This window comes from Shewanella intestini, assembly GCF_018221465.1.
Lineage (GTDB): Bacteria > Pseudomonadota > Gammaproteobacteria > Enterobacterales > Shewanellaceae > Shewanella > Shewanella intestini.
Window position 1 is genome coordinate 101060 of sequence record NZ_JAAIKR010000007.1, and the last position, 17846, is coordinate 118905.

Sequence of the window (17846 nt, forward strand, 5' to 3'; positions counted from 1 at the left end):
CTTACTCTGGTGCAGGACGTAAAACGAAGTATGACACCTGCGTTGTAACCCGTGTCTTTGAAAATACTTCTATGCAATAGATGCAATAAAAACAGTCCCTCATTTAGATGAAAGTGAAAGGGGTGATAAACACGATAAAAATGGCGTATTTGAACCGGTATTTTACGCACAACCAGACAGGTTAATTTTTGGGTGGTGAATTTATGCTTCGCGCTCAATAAGGTGGTTTTTTTCTTTTAAAAGCGTAAAGCAAGATAAATATCATTGTTATAAAAAGATTATTCGCGACTAAGCTCGCGAATAATTTTACTGGTAAAACTGCTGCGTGATCTAATTCAACTTTACAACGTCATTATCGCTTTATTGTTACTTCAAGCCCGTTAAAACGAGCACAATATCGCAGGTTAGGCTGCGCCAATTAAAAATAGGATAAGAATGATGAAACTAAAAACGATAGTCGGTCTTGCTGCATTAGCGTCTACCGCCGCTGTTGCTCAACAACCAGAGTACCAGTACGACCATGCACAACTTCCATATCAGCAAATGACACCTATCCCTGCGGACAGTTCACCATATGCACCACAAGATACGATGCCTGAACCGTGTGCTAACCCAGAAGTTGAAGCTTATATTGCTGATTGGCAAGCAGGTAAAATTGACTTTACAACGATTAAGTCAAACACCAGTATTCCAGCTACTCAACAGTTTTGTAAATCACTTGATGACAACGGTAACATTTCAGAAATTGCAGACTGTGACAAGTCTAAATCACCAGTTGGTTACATTTGGAAAGAATTATCTGACAGCCCAATTGTGATTGGTATTACCGATGGCGGTAAGTCAGATCATGAGCCACACTTCCACGGCCAACCAGAATGTTATTTCGTCACAAACGGTGAAACCAAAACATTGGCACAAAACAAGTTCCAAACAATATCTAAAGGTCAATACTTCTACATTCCAGGTGCGACACTTCATAATACGCCAATCTTAAGTGACAAAGGCTTCGGTGTACTTTACTGGTATCCACACAATGCTCACTTTGACGGCTTTAAGTACTACTGGCGCAAAGATGTGAAAAACCTACGTGTCGCTGAAGAAGCATTCGACCGACTCAATAAAATCCGTAAACGCGACCTAAACTTAGGCCCATATGGTACAAACGAAGCTTTCTTCAAAAAGTAAACGATAAACCTCTTCATCAAATATAAACCTTAATACCAAAGGGCCCGCAAGGGCCCTTTTAAGTGTTATTGCTGCTTCACACCTCATTTCTCTACTTAGTACAAAATCTGAAATAAACCAACGTGTCAAACGTGAATATCATCCAAGCGTTATGGCTTTGCTGGTCAATATTTCCTCCCTTATTTAGGGACATATTCCATTTGTCTTTTGAAATGACATTAATCACATGGTAAGCCCCTCATCCAGTGAGGCGGAGTTTTATATCGAGTCGTAACGCAAGCTTTTCTAAGACGCTTTGTAAAAATAAACCTTAAAAAATTAGTAAAAATAGGCGCTTACTATTTGTTGGCTAAGTTGACTTATTGGCCTGCTTACTTAATAAATCAACCAGCCCGTTTACCGGAAGGTAAACGGGCTGGTTGATGTACATTGAATGCACTGTAAAAAGAGATGATTGTTAGTAAAAGACAGGGTTAAAAATAGTAACCAAAGTTAATATTAAAGCGCTTATTTATATCACCATCCCCAACCATAGAGCCGCCAATAAAGGGTTGGTTTTTAGCCACGACAAAATCAAAATAGGTGTATAAACCACCGGCAGAAACTGCCATACCGGTGACATTCATAAAGGTGTCTTCAAGTGATGCCGACTTACCTGTTACAAGGGAATAATCGTTATAAAAAGTTAAGTTAGATACCGGCCCTAAATTGACAGGTAAACTGTATGCAACATTGGCGATGTAAGTGGTCGCTTGTGCTGGGATAGAGTCATAGAAGTGGTAGGCGGCAACCACAATGCGGTCAACATCCATACCGTCAACGTCATAGCTGTAATCTGTTACCTGTAATTTTACGTTCCAGCGATCAAAATCAACAATACCGTGGACTGCAGCAGCAATGTTATCACCGTCAGTACCGTTTGTTATTTCCAACTGGCCAGCTTGCACAGAGCCACCGAGTTCAAGAGCGAGCTTATCAAAGGTAAACTTGTGGGCGTAACGTAGATTAAAGGTATTTACTTCACCAGCTTCATAACCCTCTGTTGGTTCGTCAAAAGCGCCTTCACCGTCTAAGCGAATGCCCACAACATCATAGGCGTAGCGGTCGGTGCGATCTGACACATATCCATCGATACCACCTTGTTCGTCATTTTTGTAAAAGGCAAAATCAAATTGATTGACATCGCTTTTATAAGTGTAATGCAGGCCCATATCGTGGTCATCTTCAAGACCGAGATAAAAGTTAGAGCTAAAAAAGTAGTTGTTTGACGCGTAAGTCAACAGGCCAAAGGGGACTTGAGTGACACCAATTTTACCTTGTTGATTGTCATCAAAGTTATAACCCATCCAAGCGTGTTGAACTACGTTCATGTATTCAAACCAACGATATTGAGCTGAATATATTAAGTCACCGTAGCTGCCAGAGACATCAATACGGAATAGGTCAAAGTCAAAGTCGCCGCCGCGATTAGCATTGGCATCATTAAAGTCTTCATAGGAATAGTTAACCCGTACCGCGCCACCAAAGTTTACTTTAGCTTGTGTTGTTTCAACGACCTCGACTTCCTTGCGGACGTCGTTATCAACTTCAACTTGTCGTTGTTGTTCGGTTGCTTGCGTTTGTTGTGCTTCTAATTGTTCAATGCGTTGTTTGAGGGTTTTGAGTTCTTCTTCAACAGCGCTGGCGTTGGCATTAGCTGCTAATGCCAATGCAATACAAGCCGCGGCAAGTGTATAACGAGTCATCATATTTCCTATAGGGGGGTAAATAATATATGCGTCATGTTAGCATTTTTATATTAATTGCTAATGAAATGTTTAAATCAAGGTGTCACCATTCACTTGCTTCTTGCGCCGCCGCTTTGTTATTTAGACTTAATCATATTGTCTTTTCTCATCAAACCGAGACAGCTTAGCGCATAAAAAATCATGCTGTTGAGTTGTTGTTAACCGTAATTGTTCGTTGATATTTATGATCTAATTGATTTTTTATCAAAAAAATTAGTGCGTTTATATTGTTTGCTTTGTTGAGTAACGCCTTTATATGAAAAGGCCTCACGGTGATGTGAGGCCTTTCATTTTGTCAGTGCTAATTTAAGTCAACTAAGTATGTAGTTAACAGCACTTAATCAAAAGCGCGTAGCCAAAATGTAGAGCAAAAGTGCTTAACATAAAGACTTAAAATAAATATTTAATACTGGCTTTAAATGAACGGGGTTCGCCGGGCATCGTCCATGCTGATGAATACGAGTTAGCGTAGTATTCTTCATCAAGTAAATTATTAATATTAAGGTTTAACTCAAGGCTGTGAGACAACTTAACATTGGCAAATAAGTTCACTAGTGTGTAGTTAGGCAGTTCATAGTCTTGCTCTAAAAAGTCGCCAAGCTGAGTGCCAACATACTGCACAACAAAGCCACCGCTGCCTTCATATTGTCCCCACTGCATATATTGGCGCACCATTAAGCTACCACTGTGTTCAGGCACATTATTTAACCGCGCACCTTCTTCAATGATGTACCAATCCCAAAGGGTAATTTCTTTGGCATTTTGCGCATCAATATACGCATATGCCAATGACACATCCGTGTCTGGGGTTAGCTTATAAGACATATCAAGCTCTAGGCCGTTACTTTTGGCTTTACCAATGGCTTCAGTGGTGCCGTCACCTTTTGGGCTACTTGCCAAAATATTTGCTTTTTCAGTGCTAAATAATGCCAAGGTGCCGCTAAAGTCTTGGGCGGCCAAATCCCACTTAAAGCCAACTTCATAAGATTTGCTTTCTTCTGGATCATGGCCATTTCCACTGGCGTCAGTGCCTGAGTTTGGGCGCGCGCCTTCTGAATAGCTGGCGTAAAGGCGGGTTGAGTCGGACAGCGAATACACTAAACCAGCACGCGGATTAACGTATGATTTGGTGATGCTGGTGGTGCGATCATCGTCTAGTCGATAAGTAATATCTTGGCTAAAGTTATCGTAACGCACCCCAAGCATTAGCTTCCAGTTCGTCGCCAAGTCTATTTGGTCTTGTAGGTAAACACCTTGTCCGCGCTGCTTTTCAAGATCCGATGTGTTATCAATCATCTCTGGTAATACATCGCGATATTCTGGGTTGTCAAAGTCGATGGCGTAATAATCTGGATCGCTTTCAGGACTGCCAACCGCTGCAGTGTTATGGCGATAACGCAAAATAATCCGATCAAGCTGGTAATCGTAGGCATCAGCGCCAACTAATAAGTTATGTTGCAGCCCCATAGCTTGTGCTGAACCACTAAATTCAATCCGACCAGATAAGTCTTTTGCATCAAAGTCGCGGTAACGGCGTTGGCGAATAATGCTATCGGTATCAGCGTCATACCAACGGGGTTCAGTGACACTGCCTTCAAATGAAGAGGTGCGGTAGCTTAATCCTGCGTTCATTGCCCAATCGCCGGCAAAGTCGTGCTGCAGCTCAAATTGATGCCCCATAGCAGCAATTTCTACAGGGCCGTCAGCAGTTTCACCATAAAAGTTTGAACTGGAAAAGTCTTTACCTTCAACGACCACCACACCGCGATCCATTGGGGTTTGTTGATTGAGGTATTCAAGTTCATAACTCATGACGGTATCGTCACTTAATTGATATAAAAATGACGGCGTGAGGACGGTTTTTTTGCTGGTAATGGTGTCGCGGTAACTTTGTGCATCTTCATAAGCGCCATTCATTCTAAAGGCGATATCGTCAGTGATGCCGGTGGTAAAGTCAGCCTCGGTGCGATAACTATTAAAACTGCCAGCTGTAAATTTAATATAACCATGTTGATCAAATTGCGGCTTTTTGGTGATGATATTCACCGTACCGCCAGGTTCGCCACGGCCATATAAAGCAGAACTTGGGCCTTTTATCACTTCCATCACTTCAACATTAGACATGTCACGGTTACCACTAAAGCCACGTCCAGCACTAAAGCCGTTAATTAAGTAAGCGGAAGGTAAGTTTTCATCGCCGGCAAAACCACGAATTGCAAACATATCCCACAAACCACCAAAGTCATTTTGGCGTGTGACGCCACTGATGAGATCTAGCGAGTCTTGCAGGCCGGTAATCCCCGTTGCTTGCAAGGTATCAAAAGACAATGACGAGATAGATTGCGGCAAGTCTTGTTCTTGAGTATTTCCTCTATAAGCCTTACGCAACCCTTTTACTTGAATGACTTCAACATCTTGCTGGGCAGAGCTTGGTTGCTGCGCCGCTGTGGCGACGGTTGGTACCGATAAGGCAACAAAAATAGCCAAAGTTAATGGGGTTATTTGTTGAGAAAAAGGACCTTGGTTCATACTAGTTATTTTCCTTAATTTGGGTTGAGCGTTCTTCAAATAGTGAAAACTCGGGTATTTCAGATAATTTTTGCTGACTAAATGCGGTTTCATTAAATAGCAATGGGTAATAAAACAACCGTAATGCTTGATGATAATCACGCACGGTTTGTTCATACTTTAACGACGCCAACGTGTCTGTTTCGGCAATAGATGACATGAGTCGTTGCGCTAACATTGGCGGCGAAAATAGTGAAAAGTAGCCCGCGAGAGTGTGCTTTTTAATAATGGCATCACGGTATTCATTTGAGAGGGGTTGGGCTTTTTGGTCGCCGACTTGCTGGAAAGCGTAATACCATTTCCATTCAAATAACGAATCCATATGCGTGCCATGTGCCCATTGTGGGTAGCGGCTTAAAAAGGCTTGCCAAGTTGTTTCAAAAGGCTGATCCCAGGCACCGTTTACGGCTTCTCGTTGTACTAATACAATCTCGCCGCCATTAGGGCTTGGCACCATTTCCTCAATGGCAATGTCACTGACAACAGGCATTAAAACGGTGACGCCAAGCCAAAAGGCGAGTAATACCGAAGCAGTTTGTGCCGAACTTTGTTTGGCGGCGGTTTTGCTGGCGGTGAATAACAGCGTAACTAGCATCCAAAAAATAAGATGAGCAATGACAACCCCAACACTAAGGGCAATTGCAGTGAGTGGTGCATTTGAGTACCAGGCGCCAATGATAAAGGGCACGAGTATGGCAATCGACAAGGCGCTGCAAATCACTAATGCACGTGATAACCATAATTGCTGACGTTTTCTCGCGGTGGTAATTAATAAGTCATAACGGCCAGCTTCACGCTCTGAAGCGCGAAGATCATGCAGCAATAAGATGACAAATAGCGGCAGCAGTACACTGATTAAAAATGCAAAATCAAACTTACCTAAAAATGACAGTTCTGGGTTTTCAGCGTCGGTTTCATAAATCTGCCCTTCAATAGCCAGCATACGAATACGGTGCTTCCAAGGGTAAATGTCACGTTGCCCCATCGCGGCAAACGCCATTTCGGACGGATTGGAGTAGGTGAGGTGAAAGCTATAATAGGCAGCGCTGCCATAGTCAGTTTGTTGAGCCTGCACGGTGGTTCTATCAAGAGTATCTTTTTGTTTTAAGCGCTCAATGGTGGCCTGTTGGGTTTGGGTTTCGTTGATGCCTGAGCACACTGAAAAAATAGACAGTAGCAAGGCAACAAATATAAAGGCGCAGATATAACGTTGCTTTGAGAGAAAATAAGCTTCTCTTTTTACATTCGATAATAAACTCATTTAGCGGATCCTTCTCACAGCCATACGTAAGCCAAATCCAATTAAGCCTGCCCAGCAAAGCAGTTGCAGCGCATAAGGCAAGCTTCGCGCAAGCCTTGTTGTGGCTTGGTCAGGCTCAAAATTAAATTCAGATAATACTTGCCAGTTTTTCGAGTCTACTCGTGAGGCTTTTGAGGTTTCTTGATTGGTTAGGCGGTTCATGTCGGCTGCGTAAGTGAGTTTGTCTTGATGTACCTGATTAAGAGATTGCACAAACTCAAAACGTAACGTTTCGGCTTCGCGCAGAAAACGGTGATGCGTTTCTAAACTGGTGCCTGAAATCATCATTGAGAATGAACGGATAGCCGTTGCTGGGGTCAGCCAGCCAAATTGACGCGCAATTTCTGCTTGATTGAGCTCTTCTTGCATGCGCTGCTCGGCAAAATCATTGAGCAGATCTGTTAGCTTAGCTTCAGAGTGTTTTGCCACTGCGCCGCGAAAGTTAATCGGTAAGTCTTCAATCTTACTGACGTTATATTTCTCTAATAAGCCCTTTTTAAGCTGTTCAAAAGCGGGGTCGGCTGCATCGTGACCATCACCGAGCTTTCTTAGCTGCTCTAATACGGCAAAGTCAGCTTCTAACTTGCCGTGAGAGGGAGCAATAGCCGCGGCGCTTGAACTGCCAATACGCGGTAACAATATACATAACACCACCCATAAACCCACCGCGGTAGCAAAGCTAGCACTGCTTTTTGAACTCAGCGCAGACACCGTGATGACAATGGCACTCCATATCAAAATATACAGCACGTAACCGGCAACAAATGCGCTAGACACTAACAGTGACTCGCCTTGAGCACTCGCCCATAAGGCAGCAATCACCAAAGGTAATAGCATCAGTAAACCGCAGCTAACCAAGGCTAAATATTTACCCACTAACAAATGCCACAAATTGACGCCTTGGGTAACCATAATATTGAGCGTACCGGCTTCTTTTTCGCGGGTGACACTGGCGTAGCCAATCATAATGATGAAAAGTGGCACCAATATTTGTAATAAAAAGCTCGGTGTTAAGCTGCTAAAGCGTGTCATGCCAGATGCTTGGCGTTGATCTGAAAACATGGCGCTGTTTTGTCGGTGTCCTTCTAAGAAGATGGACGTTCCTGTAAAGGCATCAACACCGGGCTCAATAATGCTTAACGGTGAGGGGCTGCGAAACACATAATGACCGTAATGCACCATGCGATGCGGGTGGCGATCAGGTTGCTCAGCAAAATGAGACTCAGCCGTTTGTTGTAAATGTTCACGTTCATGCTTGGCGTCATGCATGCTAAATGAGTTAACAATGGCTGAGAAAATCGTCAGCAGCGTACCAATAATAATAATGGTGGTAGCGAGTTTGGTTCTATGCCAAAAACGCCACTCATCGTTGGTGGCTTGGGTAATTATGCTCATCGTTTGTTTCTCTTCGAGAAGGCGGCATGAACCACTTCGGTGTCGATGCTGCTTTGCTCGCCACGTTCAAACATGCCGACAATTTTTCCGTTGTCTAACAAACCAATACGGTGAGCAATTTGGCAAGCGCCATACACATCATGGGTGACCATAAATACGGTTGTGCCTTCACTGGCTAAGGTCGCAATAAGATGGTTGAATTCGTCAATGGCGTTTGGATCTAAGCCCGATGTTGGTTCATCTAAAAATAATACGGGGGCTTGGCGCAGCAATGCGAGCGCAATTGCCGTTTTTTGGCGCATCCCTTTAGAGTAAAAAGACATGGCTTTGTGCCATGCGCTAGATTGCAGTGCTACGCGGGTTAAGGCTTGTTCTACTTCAGTGTCAGTTCTGGTGATATTGGCTAATGATAAAAAGTAACGAATGTTCTCCATGCCTGTTAAATGCCCATACAGCATGACTGATTCAGGCAAATAGGCCACTTTACTGCGGATGCTGTCAATGTCATCTGCTACTGACATTCCCATTACCGTGGCTGAGCCACTTAGTGGTGTAATGGTGCCTAAAAACGTTTTTAGTGCGGTAGATTTACCTGCGCCATTTCCCCCTAACAAGGCAAACACTTCACCTTCAGCTACGGTAAAATCAACGTTGTTAAGTACCACTTGTTGGGCGAAACGCACACATAAAGATGAAGCTACAACCATTTCTTTTTGCATTAACTTTCTCTAATTGTTAGCTGAACATGTCAAAATAACTTATTGGCGGGATGTTACAACATAACATTTTAACTGTAAATTAAATGTGAGCGATTGAAGTGTAAATGTTTTTTAAATGTGGGTTTTGTTTACCAGACTGATTACTTGATTACTTGATTACTTGATTACTTGATTGCTTGATTACTTGATTGGTTGGTTGATTACTTGATTACTTGATTGGTTGATTGGTTGATTGGTTGATTGGTTGATTGGTTGATTGGTTGATTGGTTGATTGATTGATTGATTACTTGATTGGTTGATTGGTTGATTGGTTGATTGGTTGATTGGTTGATTGCTTGATTGATTGCTTGATTGCTTGATTGCTTGATTACTTGATTACTTGATTACTTGATTACTTGATTACTTGATTGGTTGATTGGTTGATTGGTTGATTGGTTGATTGATTGGTTGATTGATTGGTTGATTGATTGCTTGATTGCTTGATTGCTTGATTGCTTGATTGATTGCTTGATTGCTTGATTGCTTGATTGCTTGATTGCTTGATTGCTTGATTGCTTGATTGCTTGATTGCTTGATTGCTTGATTGCTTGATTGCTTGATTGCTTGATTTGTTGATTGGTTGATTGGTTGATTGGTTGATTGGTTGATTGGTTGATTGCTTGATTGATAGGGCAATCAAGCAGCAAGCTTAGTTAACTGAGCAATGAAGAGTAGTGACTTAAAAGGTTAGCATTCACTCATCGGCATTGGCGCAATCATTACATAAACATTGCAATTCAATTTGCGAGTTAATCAATTGAAAGTCAGCTTGCTTAATGCTGTTTTGCAAAGCGTTGACCACATTCGACTGAATGCCTTTTTCGGCAACTTTGCCGCAGCTTTTACAAATTAAAAATTGGGGTAATTCATGGTCATGGTCACAAGTGATGTGTGAGCAAGCCAAGTATTTATTTTCTGATGACAGCTTGTGTACTAATGGCAGTTTGCTGAGGATATCCAGCATCCGATAAACTGACATTGGGGCCAATGCTTCTTGATGATTTGTTCGATAGATATCAACAATGTCATAAGCTGATAATGGTTTATTAGAGTCTAGTAATACTTCTAAGACGTTTTTTCTTTTCGCGGTCAGTTTTACATTATGGTTGAGACATATTTGCTCAGCTTTTGCCAAAACAGCGGCTTTATTATTGTTCGACATTACTCAGCTCGATAGAAGTCATTTTGGCGCTATTATTTAGTTTTGTTTTGTAATTGTAAATAACAACCGTTAAAAAAACCGACTTGACACTCATTTTTTAGCGTCATGTGTTAATCACCACAACTTGTCATGTGTTGTCAGTAATTGATGCGCAAGGTATTGATTTTAAAGTTGATAAATATTTTTTTGAATGATGGTTTTGGGTGAGGCTTAAGCATAAGTAGCGTGGTTAATATTAGTGCTTTTCACCAGTTTTTCACATGTTTCTTACGTTTTTTATTATGGGGATTGCGACACAAAAAACTGATTTAAATGAACCTAAATTCAGCTCATCATTGCGGCGCTTATCGATAGATAAAGAACAGATTAATTAGTGAAAGTCGTTTGCTGTGTTTGCAAAAATCCCACATTCAGTAATATGTCGCATCAATAAATACGCGGCCAGAGAGGGTAAAAGAGAGAAACTGCGTGGGTGATGGGGAAATGGATACCATGTGAGATAAGCCTAGTGCAGCGGCTGAAAATAAAAAGTCAGGCATAAATCATACCTGACTCTTATTTTCACTTTATTCTTACTACAATATAAAAATCAGCTTATGCGATTAGTAACGAACCTTAAAACCTAAGTTAATATTATCATCGCTAATATAATTAGATTTTACGATAGGATCTGAATACATAGAACCTTCAACAAATACCCCAAAATTATCGCTAAAGTGATAATGCAATCCGGCCGTTGTTAATTGGTTAGCATCCGGTTTGATATGGGTTATTGGATCCGCATCTTCCCAAAGTCGATATTGATGTGATAACCGCACTTCAATGTTATCAATAAAGTATTTAACTGCTGCAACATAAACCTGATTATCACCAGCAGGGCTATTCTCATTAATTTCAACTAAACCCGCTATCTCAAAATTATCAAACTTATACTGACCCATTATCGACCAACGATCATAGTCATCCTCTTGAGCTACTTGCTTTGCTGCAATTTTTGCTAAATTACCCGCGATCTTCAAATTACCTTTTGTATACAATGCCGATAAACGTAAAACATCTAAGTTTTCATCATTATCATTATTTGCAGTAATAATTGCTGTTTTAAACTGTAAACCATTCCATCTCGGAGATGCATAACCGACAGCACCTTTAGTATATTTTGCTTGTTGGAATAATTGGTCATGACTATATGGCGAACCTGTACTTACTTCGTGGATATTAACAGGCGAATATAAATCAGCATATATACCGGATTTAGTATGACCCGCGAGCACAGCTGTACCATAGTCAGTTTGGATGGCGACTTTACTATCACTAATGGTTAATGGATCGATATCAAGCTGATTAGCTTGAGTTTGATATTTAAGCTCACCGAAATAGTGAACTTGAATCAAATCATATTTAATTAATCCTTTAACGCCAACGTCAGCATGATAAGCCGTTACATCTAGATCCGTACCATGCATTTTCCCTGCTGCGACGCCGAGTTCCCCATAAAATTTACTGTCATGATTTATTTCGTTTGCCATTGCTGCATTAACACATAGTACTAATGGCATTACTGCTAAAACTTTTTTCATTTTTATTCCCTTAACTTATATTAAGCTTTTACAACTTTTACTGGAATACCATGTCGGCAGGTCGCATATGTATGAATATCCACTAGCGGAGATGCACCATTTCTAGTTGGGTCACAAGGTACAATTGGGTTGTAAGCAATTCCTGCTCCACGGCGGGTATCTCCTTTAATGACGGTATTGTCGATGGTAATATCATTGGCACCGTAGGCTATATGCCCAAAGCCCATGGCAATTGAAATTGCCCCAGGAACAATATCTTCAACAAGTTTTAACTGTCCTTGAGCCGGCTTTTTATTGGCACTAATTACGTTAACTATGTCATTATTTGCAAGCCCCAACTCCTTGCCTGTTTTTTGATGCATATAGATATAATTAGTTGGACTAAACTCAACGGTACGGTGATAACTTACTGACCAAGGTGAGCGGAAAGTCGGTTTGTAAGAACTCATTAATACTGGAAACTCACTTTTCTTCCAGTGTTGTTCCCAAGTCTCCCCATTCCAAAACGCATTAGGCGCATAGGTCGGAATTCCTGCACGTTTATTTCCAGAAAAACAATCAATAGATGTGTTTAAACCCTCGTTATATATGTTCAAGCACAAACCTGGTTTTCCTGCTTGAAACTCGCCGTTATAGCGAGGGCTTTCGTCGTAGTAACCTCCACGAGATAGCAACCTTTCTACTAATTTCGCTTCGGAAGGGGTGATATTAGAGTAGATATTGCGCATAGAGTATTTGGTTGCAGTCAACTCAAGATCTCTAGCTGAGGCTTTTGGTAATTTTTCACCAATATTCGATGCACAGTTGGCTAAACAATAAGATGCCCATTGTGCTTCGCTATGAAGATCTACATAGGAACCATCTGACTTTTTAATAGCCTTATCACCAAAACCTTTTAATTTAAGTTTTTTGGCAACATCTATTAAAAATTTTTCCATCGTAATATGTTCACCATCGTTAGCTTTATCGGTTTTTGGAACCAACAAATGACCAGATGCCGACACACTTTTACGTTCACTTCCCCAATGTCGATCTATTGCTGGCTCTTCTAAATGAACTAAATCTGGGATCAAGTAATCTGAATACAGCGCCGTAGTAGAAATTTGATCAACTATCCCGATCACTAATGGGATACCATTTTTCCCATGGGGGTCAGCAAAGGCATCAAAAACTTCATCAGGTAAACCAGAAGCACCATAAAGCACATTAGCACGCCATGATATGAAGGCTTTGAGGCTGTAAGGACGTTGATGTACATGTGAAACCAACATTTCTGCGGTATTTTCTACAGGTGCAGTTTCAGGCCAAGGATCCGTTGATGGATAAGGGCTGCCAGTCGCTTTTCTGCGTTTATATTCTGCAGAAAGCTCATATTTACCTTCACGGTTTATAGAAACACCTAAATCAGCTTTTCCATATCCTCCTTCAACCGTTGCGAGATCATAAACACCCTTTAAGCCAGAAACAGCACCATGCCAGTAACAAGCTCCTCCTTTTGCATTGTGACTTCCTATCAGCATGTTTAATATTGCCGTAGCCCAGCCCGTTATCGTACCATCAGCACTACTTGAGGCCGTCGACAACATTATTGCCGCTTTTCTTCCGTGATTAGTAAATTGTGTTGCAATATCTCTAATACGTTCTTCCGAAATCCCTGTTCTGCGGGCATATTCAGCCATATCAGTGCGGTAAACTTCTTGGCGCAAAAGAGCTAAAGAGCTAACGACATCATATGTTTCCCCATCAAAAGCGACCTTTTGATCAACAAATAAATCGCCATGTTCTACAGCATCACTTGCAGATAATTTTCCGTCAGATAGTACTAATGCAATCCCCTGCTTATTTCGCAAAATTTTGCCAGCATTTTTACCTGTTTGAATAATTAAATAAGAAGCATTCGTATGATGAAGTTCTCCATCTTTTTTTGCAGATTTTTCATTAGTATTTTCAAGGTGTTTCTTGTTATATAAATCATTTTCAAAAATATGGTGCATCAGACCAAACAAGAAAGGTGTATCACGGCCTGGTAATATGGGTTGCCATTGAGCTGCTGTACCAAAGTTTGCTGCATTGCGTAAGATTGGATCGACAACAATATATTGATAACCATACTCAGTTCGAGCTTTAGCTAGTTGTGCTCCTAACGTATTAAGGCTATTACCCGAATTCGATGGCGTAGTACCAAGGTAAATACCAAATTCGCATCCATCAGCACCGGCTTCAAAGTCAATATCTGGGTGTGCATGCGCAGCCCCAGCAAATACGCCTGACTTGAATACCCTTTGAATACCAATACGCTGTTGTGCGCCACAATAAGCAGACTTCTTCCCAAGGGATGCACGATATTGAGATGCAAATCTTCTTAGTAAATTAGTTCTGATTTGTACTTCGGAGTTATAACTAAACAATAATTGTTTTGATGCTGGTCCAAACAATGGATCTTTTGGATTTGCTAATTTATCTGAGTTAATAGCAGCTAAACCGTCAACATGTCCTTCACCAAATAAATTACCACCATTGATTATTTCATTGACTGCTTGCTCATAAGAAATACGCTGCCATTGCTGGGAACCACGCTTACCAACACGCTTTAGGACAGATGTAATACGCTGCTTACTATTAACGGCATCACCACCTGCAGTGCCGCGGCCACAAGTTGTTGCTCGCAGGTTTGAGTTTTCATCGGCTAACTTTTTATATACATCTTCAACAGGTGTAGATAATGCTGCTGGTTGGTAGGTATTATTAGGACAATAAGGGTTTCCAGAAACGCGTTGTACATTACCAGAGTTCTTATCAATACGGACTCTGATACTGCAGTTATCAAAACAACCCCAACAACGAGCAAATCCGGTAATAACATCTGGATTTGTTATTAATTTCCCATCTTTAATTGAAAACTCTGGAGTAAGTGATTTTCCTGTAATATTTTTTGTATTTTTTGTATTTTTTGACTCTGTAATATTTTTATTAGCTGTACATCCCACCATAGGTAAAAGAGAACTTACAGCACCTAGTTTTAATATATTTCGTTTATGTTTATCTATCATCGCTGCCATTCAACCTCATCAAGTTTAATTATTTTCTTGTTATTTAGTTTTTCAGGTAAGCCAATATAAAAAACATTAGGACTTGTTTTTTCTTCCGCTAATAAAGCGAATGCTTTATTTTGTTTTAATAATTTAGAGACGTTACTTGTTGGGTTATTTAAATCGCCAAATACTCTTGATGAACCAATACATGATTCAACGCATGCTGGTAATAATCCTGCTTCAAGCCTCTGATAACAGAAATTACATTTCTCAGGAGCACTTTTTCTGCCCTTCATCGAGCGAGCATCATAAGCACATGCTTTAACACAACGACCACACTTAATGCACTTATCATAATCAACAACAACGATGCCATTATCAGCTTTATATGTGGCATCTACTGGACATACAGGAACGCAAGTTGGTTGCTCACACTGGCCACATTGCATGGGAACCATTAGTGATTTTTTATCTTTATTTCCAACAGATAAACGTTTGACTTTATTTCTATTTATACCTTCATCTAGGTTATTTTCTATTGCGCAGGAGACCTCACAAGATTGACATCCTGTGCAGCGACGTAAATCAATTACCATTCCCCAGCGTGTACCTGATTGAGCGTGTGATGCAATAGCTGAATAGGGTACAAAAGAGAGCACAGCCCCAGCCCCCATCGTCTTCAATAGCTGTCTTCTATTAAACATATTCACCCTTACTTAATTATTAAAAAATAATATGCAAATAAGTTGTTACCTTTATAAAAATAACCAAGGCAATCTAATTGAACACTTCCTAAACAATAATCAAACATTTTACACGGAATGCATACAAACTTATTTCAATTGAAATTAAAAAAATTACAAAAGAATAGCAAGAGGTCAACTTTGAAATTTAGATCTTAACCATTAAAAACATTATTCTGTGATGAAAGTAATTATTTTTACATTTAATTTAATTTTAAGTTTTTATACGAAATAAAAATTAACTTTAAATTAGTGTAGGGGCGTTATATATGAAATTAAAAGGAGATTACTAGGAAACTGAAACGCATAATAATTGGTTAAAAAACTAGCTGTGTAAAAAATCAAGATGGTGCTTTGCAGAGGGTCTCTCGTTGGATAGGTTAATTAAACTTCAAGATGTAAAAATTGATATTTAACCTAATAAAATAATAAATCCCACACTAAATGAACCTAAATTCAGCTCATCATTGCGGCGCTTATTGATAGATAAAGAACAGATTAATTAGTGAAAGTCGTTTGCTGTGTTTGCAAAAATCCCACATTCAGTAATATGTCGCATCAATAAATACGCGGCCAGAGAGGGCAAAAGAGAGAAACTGCGTGGGTGATGGGGAAATGGATACCATGTGAGATAAGCCTAGTGCAGCGGCAATGGTGACGATGTTAGCGCATAAGACGCGCTTTTATTTAGCAAAAAAGTGAATTCAACATCTGCGTTTAACGTAACTAAGGCCACTATCGACTTGCTTAAACCTTATAAGGAATATTTACTGACGATAACCGCTGATAATGGACGAGAATTTGCAGGACATCCGGCAAGATCACAAGCTTTAGATGCAAAGGTTTTTTTAAGCGTAAGATTAACGGCGATGAACTTGATGATAAAAACGTCGTGCCTATAATGCTCATTTTATTGCTGGGAATAAGCGGGAAAAGTCATGATTGTTATAATCACTTCGGTACTTTATCAGTCATCCATCACGACCAATTAAGGGGGGTTGATCCCCCTTAATTGTTGATGCAATACATGTCTTATGAGTAAACCGGCTTAGGTGCTGGTGGAATTAACTGTGTTTTACGGGCAAATTTATTTCCTAAAATGCCACCAATGACTAATGCGCCAAAAAATATCCATCCTGACAACGACAAGTTAGCAATTGGGGTGTACAGCGCGCCCACATTGCAACCATTGGCAAAACGCGTACCTAAGCCCATCACTAAGCCACCAAAGGCAAATAATGAGTATTGTTTCATTGAGTAATGTGTTTTAAATGGTGAACGCCATTTGCCCATCCACAAAACTGCGAAAGCCGTGCCTAATAGAATGCCAATATTTTGTACTGACACGCCATGGTCTAAAAACGCAGTAGTAAACATTTGAGTAGGTTTGTGGGTAAACTCGGCTAAGGTGTCAGCACTAAAGCCAAATGCCATTAATAGCTTACCAAACCAAATACCAAACGGTGTCGATGCGCCCCAACCGGCAGAGGTGGTTGCCATCATCACGCCAAAAATTACCGCAATAACAATGGCGGCAAAGTTCATGGTCCATAACTTACCTAAAGAAGCTAAAAAGCCTGTTGGTTGTGGTTCATCGGCTAAGTGTTGTCTGGTGTTTTCGCCTGCAACGCCTAAATACGTGCCGTTTTGCTTACGTGATTGCTCATATTTTTTTGCAAGTACAATGGTTAACCATGCCAGTGCAACGGTAACGATAATGGCCATGAGATAACCATTTAATGGCCCCCAAGCAAACAAGTCGGGTAAAAACACCCCTTTGCCAGCAAAACTAGATGACGACATTAACGTGTCAGTTATCAACGGTGATGTTGCTTGAATCGGGAAGCCAATAAAGACCCCAAGTCCAAAAGCAATTAACGTAACTAATGCTCTTGGCACATCGCTGACCATTTCAACCATCACTCCAGATGCACAGCAGCTTGATAACGTCATCCCAAAACCAAACATTAAGCCGCCAATAATTAAGCCGGCATTGATTGGATTAACCCATAAATCAAACTGCGACAGATCTGCGTTATATAATAAACCGGCATTGATAATGGCGGTAACAACAAACATCACCATTAAGGTTTGCAGTAACTGAGTAGACCCTCTGCGATAAGCGCGGTTAACACTGCCTGCAAATCCAATTGCTCCTTTTGTTAGCGCAACACCCAGTGCTAAGCCAAGTAATAAGCGTAAAAATACGCTTTCTTGTAAGCCGATAGCTCCAAGAATGATAACGACTGCGGTTAAGGCCACACCCAGATAAAGTTGGCGAGTATTGTTCACTGCACTGTCCTAACATGATTGAGATAATTCGCGCATTGTAGAG

Annotated in this window: 11 protein-coding genes; 1 reads left to right on the forward strand and 10 read right to left on the reverse strand. The window is 40.7% G+C overall.

The genetic code is table 11. The annotated features are described in order from the left end of the window. Positions 1–435 precede the first annotated feature (435 nt). A complete protein-coding gene (locus tag G3R48_RS09150; protein WP_153664597.1) occupies positions 436–1185 on the forward strand; it encodes a cupin domain-containing protein in 750 nt (249 codons plus the stop codon). 473 nt (positions 1186–1658) lie between these two features. Here G3R48_RS09150 and G3R48_RS09155 read toward each other — a convergent pair whose 3' ends face one another. The 10 genes from G3R48_RS09155 to G3R48_RS09200 form a co-directional block, all read right to left on the reverse strand. Beyond that, positions 1659–2930 (reverse strand): carbohydrate porin, encoded by a 1272-nt coding sequence (locus G3R48_RS09155; protein ID WP_153664599.1) that lies wholly within the window; start codon positions 2928–2930, stop codon positions 1659–1661. A gap of 432 nt (positions 2931–3362) precedes the next feature. Next, positions 3363–5501, reverse strand: coding sequence for a TonB-dependent siderophore receptor (locus G3R48_RS09160; protein ID WP_194823894.1), 2139 nt, complete (start codon positions 5499–5501; stop codon positions 3363–3365). Between the two features lies 1 nt (position 5502). Continuing rightward, positions 5503–6801 (reverse strand): DUF3526 domain-containing protein, encoded by a 1299-nt coding sequence (locus G3R48_RS09165; protein WP_153664603.1) that lies wholly within the window; start codon positions 6799–6801, stop codon positions 5503–5505. Continuing rightward, a complete protein-coding gene (locus G3R48_RS09170; protein ID WP_153664605.1) occupies positions 6802–8235 on the reverse strand; it encodes a DUF3526 domain-containing protein in 1434 nt (477 codons plus the stop codon). It lies immediately after the preceding gene. Continuing rightward, positions 8232–8954, reverse strand: a complete 723-nt coding sequence (locus G3R48_RS09175) for an ABC transporter ATP-binding protein (protein WP_153664607.1) — start codon at positions 8952–8954, stop codon at positions 8232–8234. Before G3R48_RS09175 ends, G3R48_RS09170 begins: the two co-directional genes overlap by 4 nt. A gap of 734 nt (positions 8955–9688) precedes the next feature. Beyond that, positions 9689–10156, reverse strand: a complete 468-nt coding sequence (locus G3R48_RS09180) for a Fur family transcriptional regulator (protein ID WP_153664609.1) — start codon at positions 10154–10156, stop codon at positions 9689–9691. Positions 10157–10758: 602 nt separating this feature from the next. Then, positions 10759–11736 carry a porin gene (locus tag G3R48_RS09185; RefSeq protein ID WP_153664611.1) on the reverse strand — a complete coding sequence of 326 codons (978 nt, stop codon included), beginning with the start codon at positions 11734–11736 and terminating at the stop codon, positions 10759–10761. Between the two features lie 20 nt (positions 11737–11756). Then, positions 11757–14795, reverse strand: a complete 3039-nt coding sequence (locus G3R48_RS09190) for a molybdopterin dinucleotide binding domain-containing protein (protein WP_153664613.1) — start codon at positions 14793–14795, stop codon at positions 11757–11759. Continuing rightward, positions 14783–15472 carry a 4Fe-4S dicluster domain-containing protein gene (locus G3R48_RS09195; RefSeq protein WP_153664615.1) on the reverse strand — a complete coding sequence of 230 codons (690 nt, stop codon included), beginning with the start codon at positions 15470–15472 and terminating at the stop codon, positions 14783–14785. Before G3R48_RS09195 ends, G3R48_RS09190 begins: the two co-directional genes overlap by 13 nt. Before the next feature lie 1071 nt (positions 15473–16543). Beyond that, positions 16544–17803, reverse strand: coding sequence for a YeeE/YedE family protein (locus G3R48_RS09200; RefSeq protein ID WP_212593293.1), 1260 nt, complete (start codon positions 17801–17803; stop codon positions 16544–16546). Positions 17804–17846 lie beyond the last annotated feature (43 nt).

Coding starts and splice junctions, on each gene's coding strand:
- G3R48_RS09175 (WP_153664607.1), bottom strand. CDS start 8,954: ATGCAAAAAGAAATGGTTGTAGCTTCATCTTTATGTGTGCGTTTCGCC.
- G3R48_RS09195 (WP_153664615.1), bottom strand. CDS start 15,472: ATGTTTAATAGAAGACAGCTATTGAAGACGATGGGGGCTGGGGCTGTG.
- G3R48_RS09155 (WP_153664599.1), bottom strand. CDS start 2,930: ATGACTCGTTATACACTTGCCGCGGCTTGTATTGCATTGGCATTAGCA.
- G3R48_RS09170 (WP_153664605.1), bottom strand. CDS start 8,235: ATGAGCATAATTACCCAAGCCACCAACGATGAGTGGCGTTTTTGGCAT.
- G3R48_RS09190 (WP_153664613.1), bottom strand. CDS start 14,795: ATGGCAGCGATGATAGATAAACATAAACGAAATATATTAAAACTAGGT.
- G3R48_RS09180 (WP_153664609.1), bottom strand. CDS start 10,156: ATGTCGAACAATAATAAAGCCGCTGTTTTGGCAAAAGCTGAGCAAATA.
- G3R48_RS09160 (WP_194823894.1), bottom strand. CDS start 5,501: ATGAACCAAGGTCCTTTTTCTCAACAAATAACCCCATTAACTTTGGCT.
- G3R48_RS09150 (WP_153664597.1), top strand. CDS start 436: ATGATGAAACTAAAAACGATAGTCGGTCTTGCTGCATTAGCGTCTACC.
- G3R48_RS09185 (WP_153664611.1), bottom strand. CDS start 11,736: ATGAAAAAAGTTTTAGCAGTAATGCCATTAGTACTATGTGTTAATGCA.
- G3R48_RS09165 (WP_153664603.1), bottom strand. CDS start 6,801: ATGAGTTTATTATCGAATGTAAAAAGAGAAGCTTATTTTCTCTCAAAG.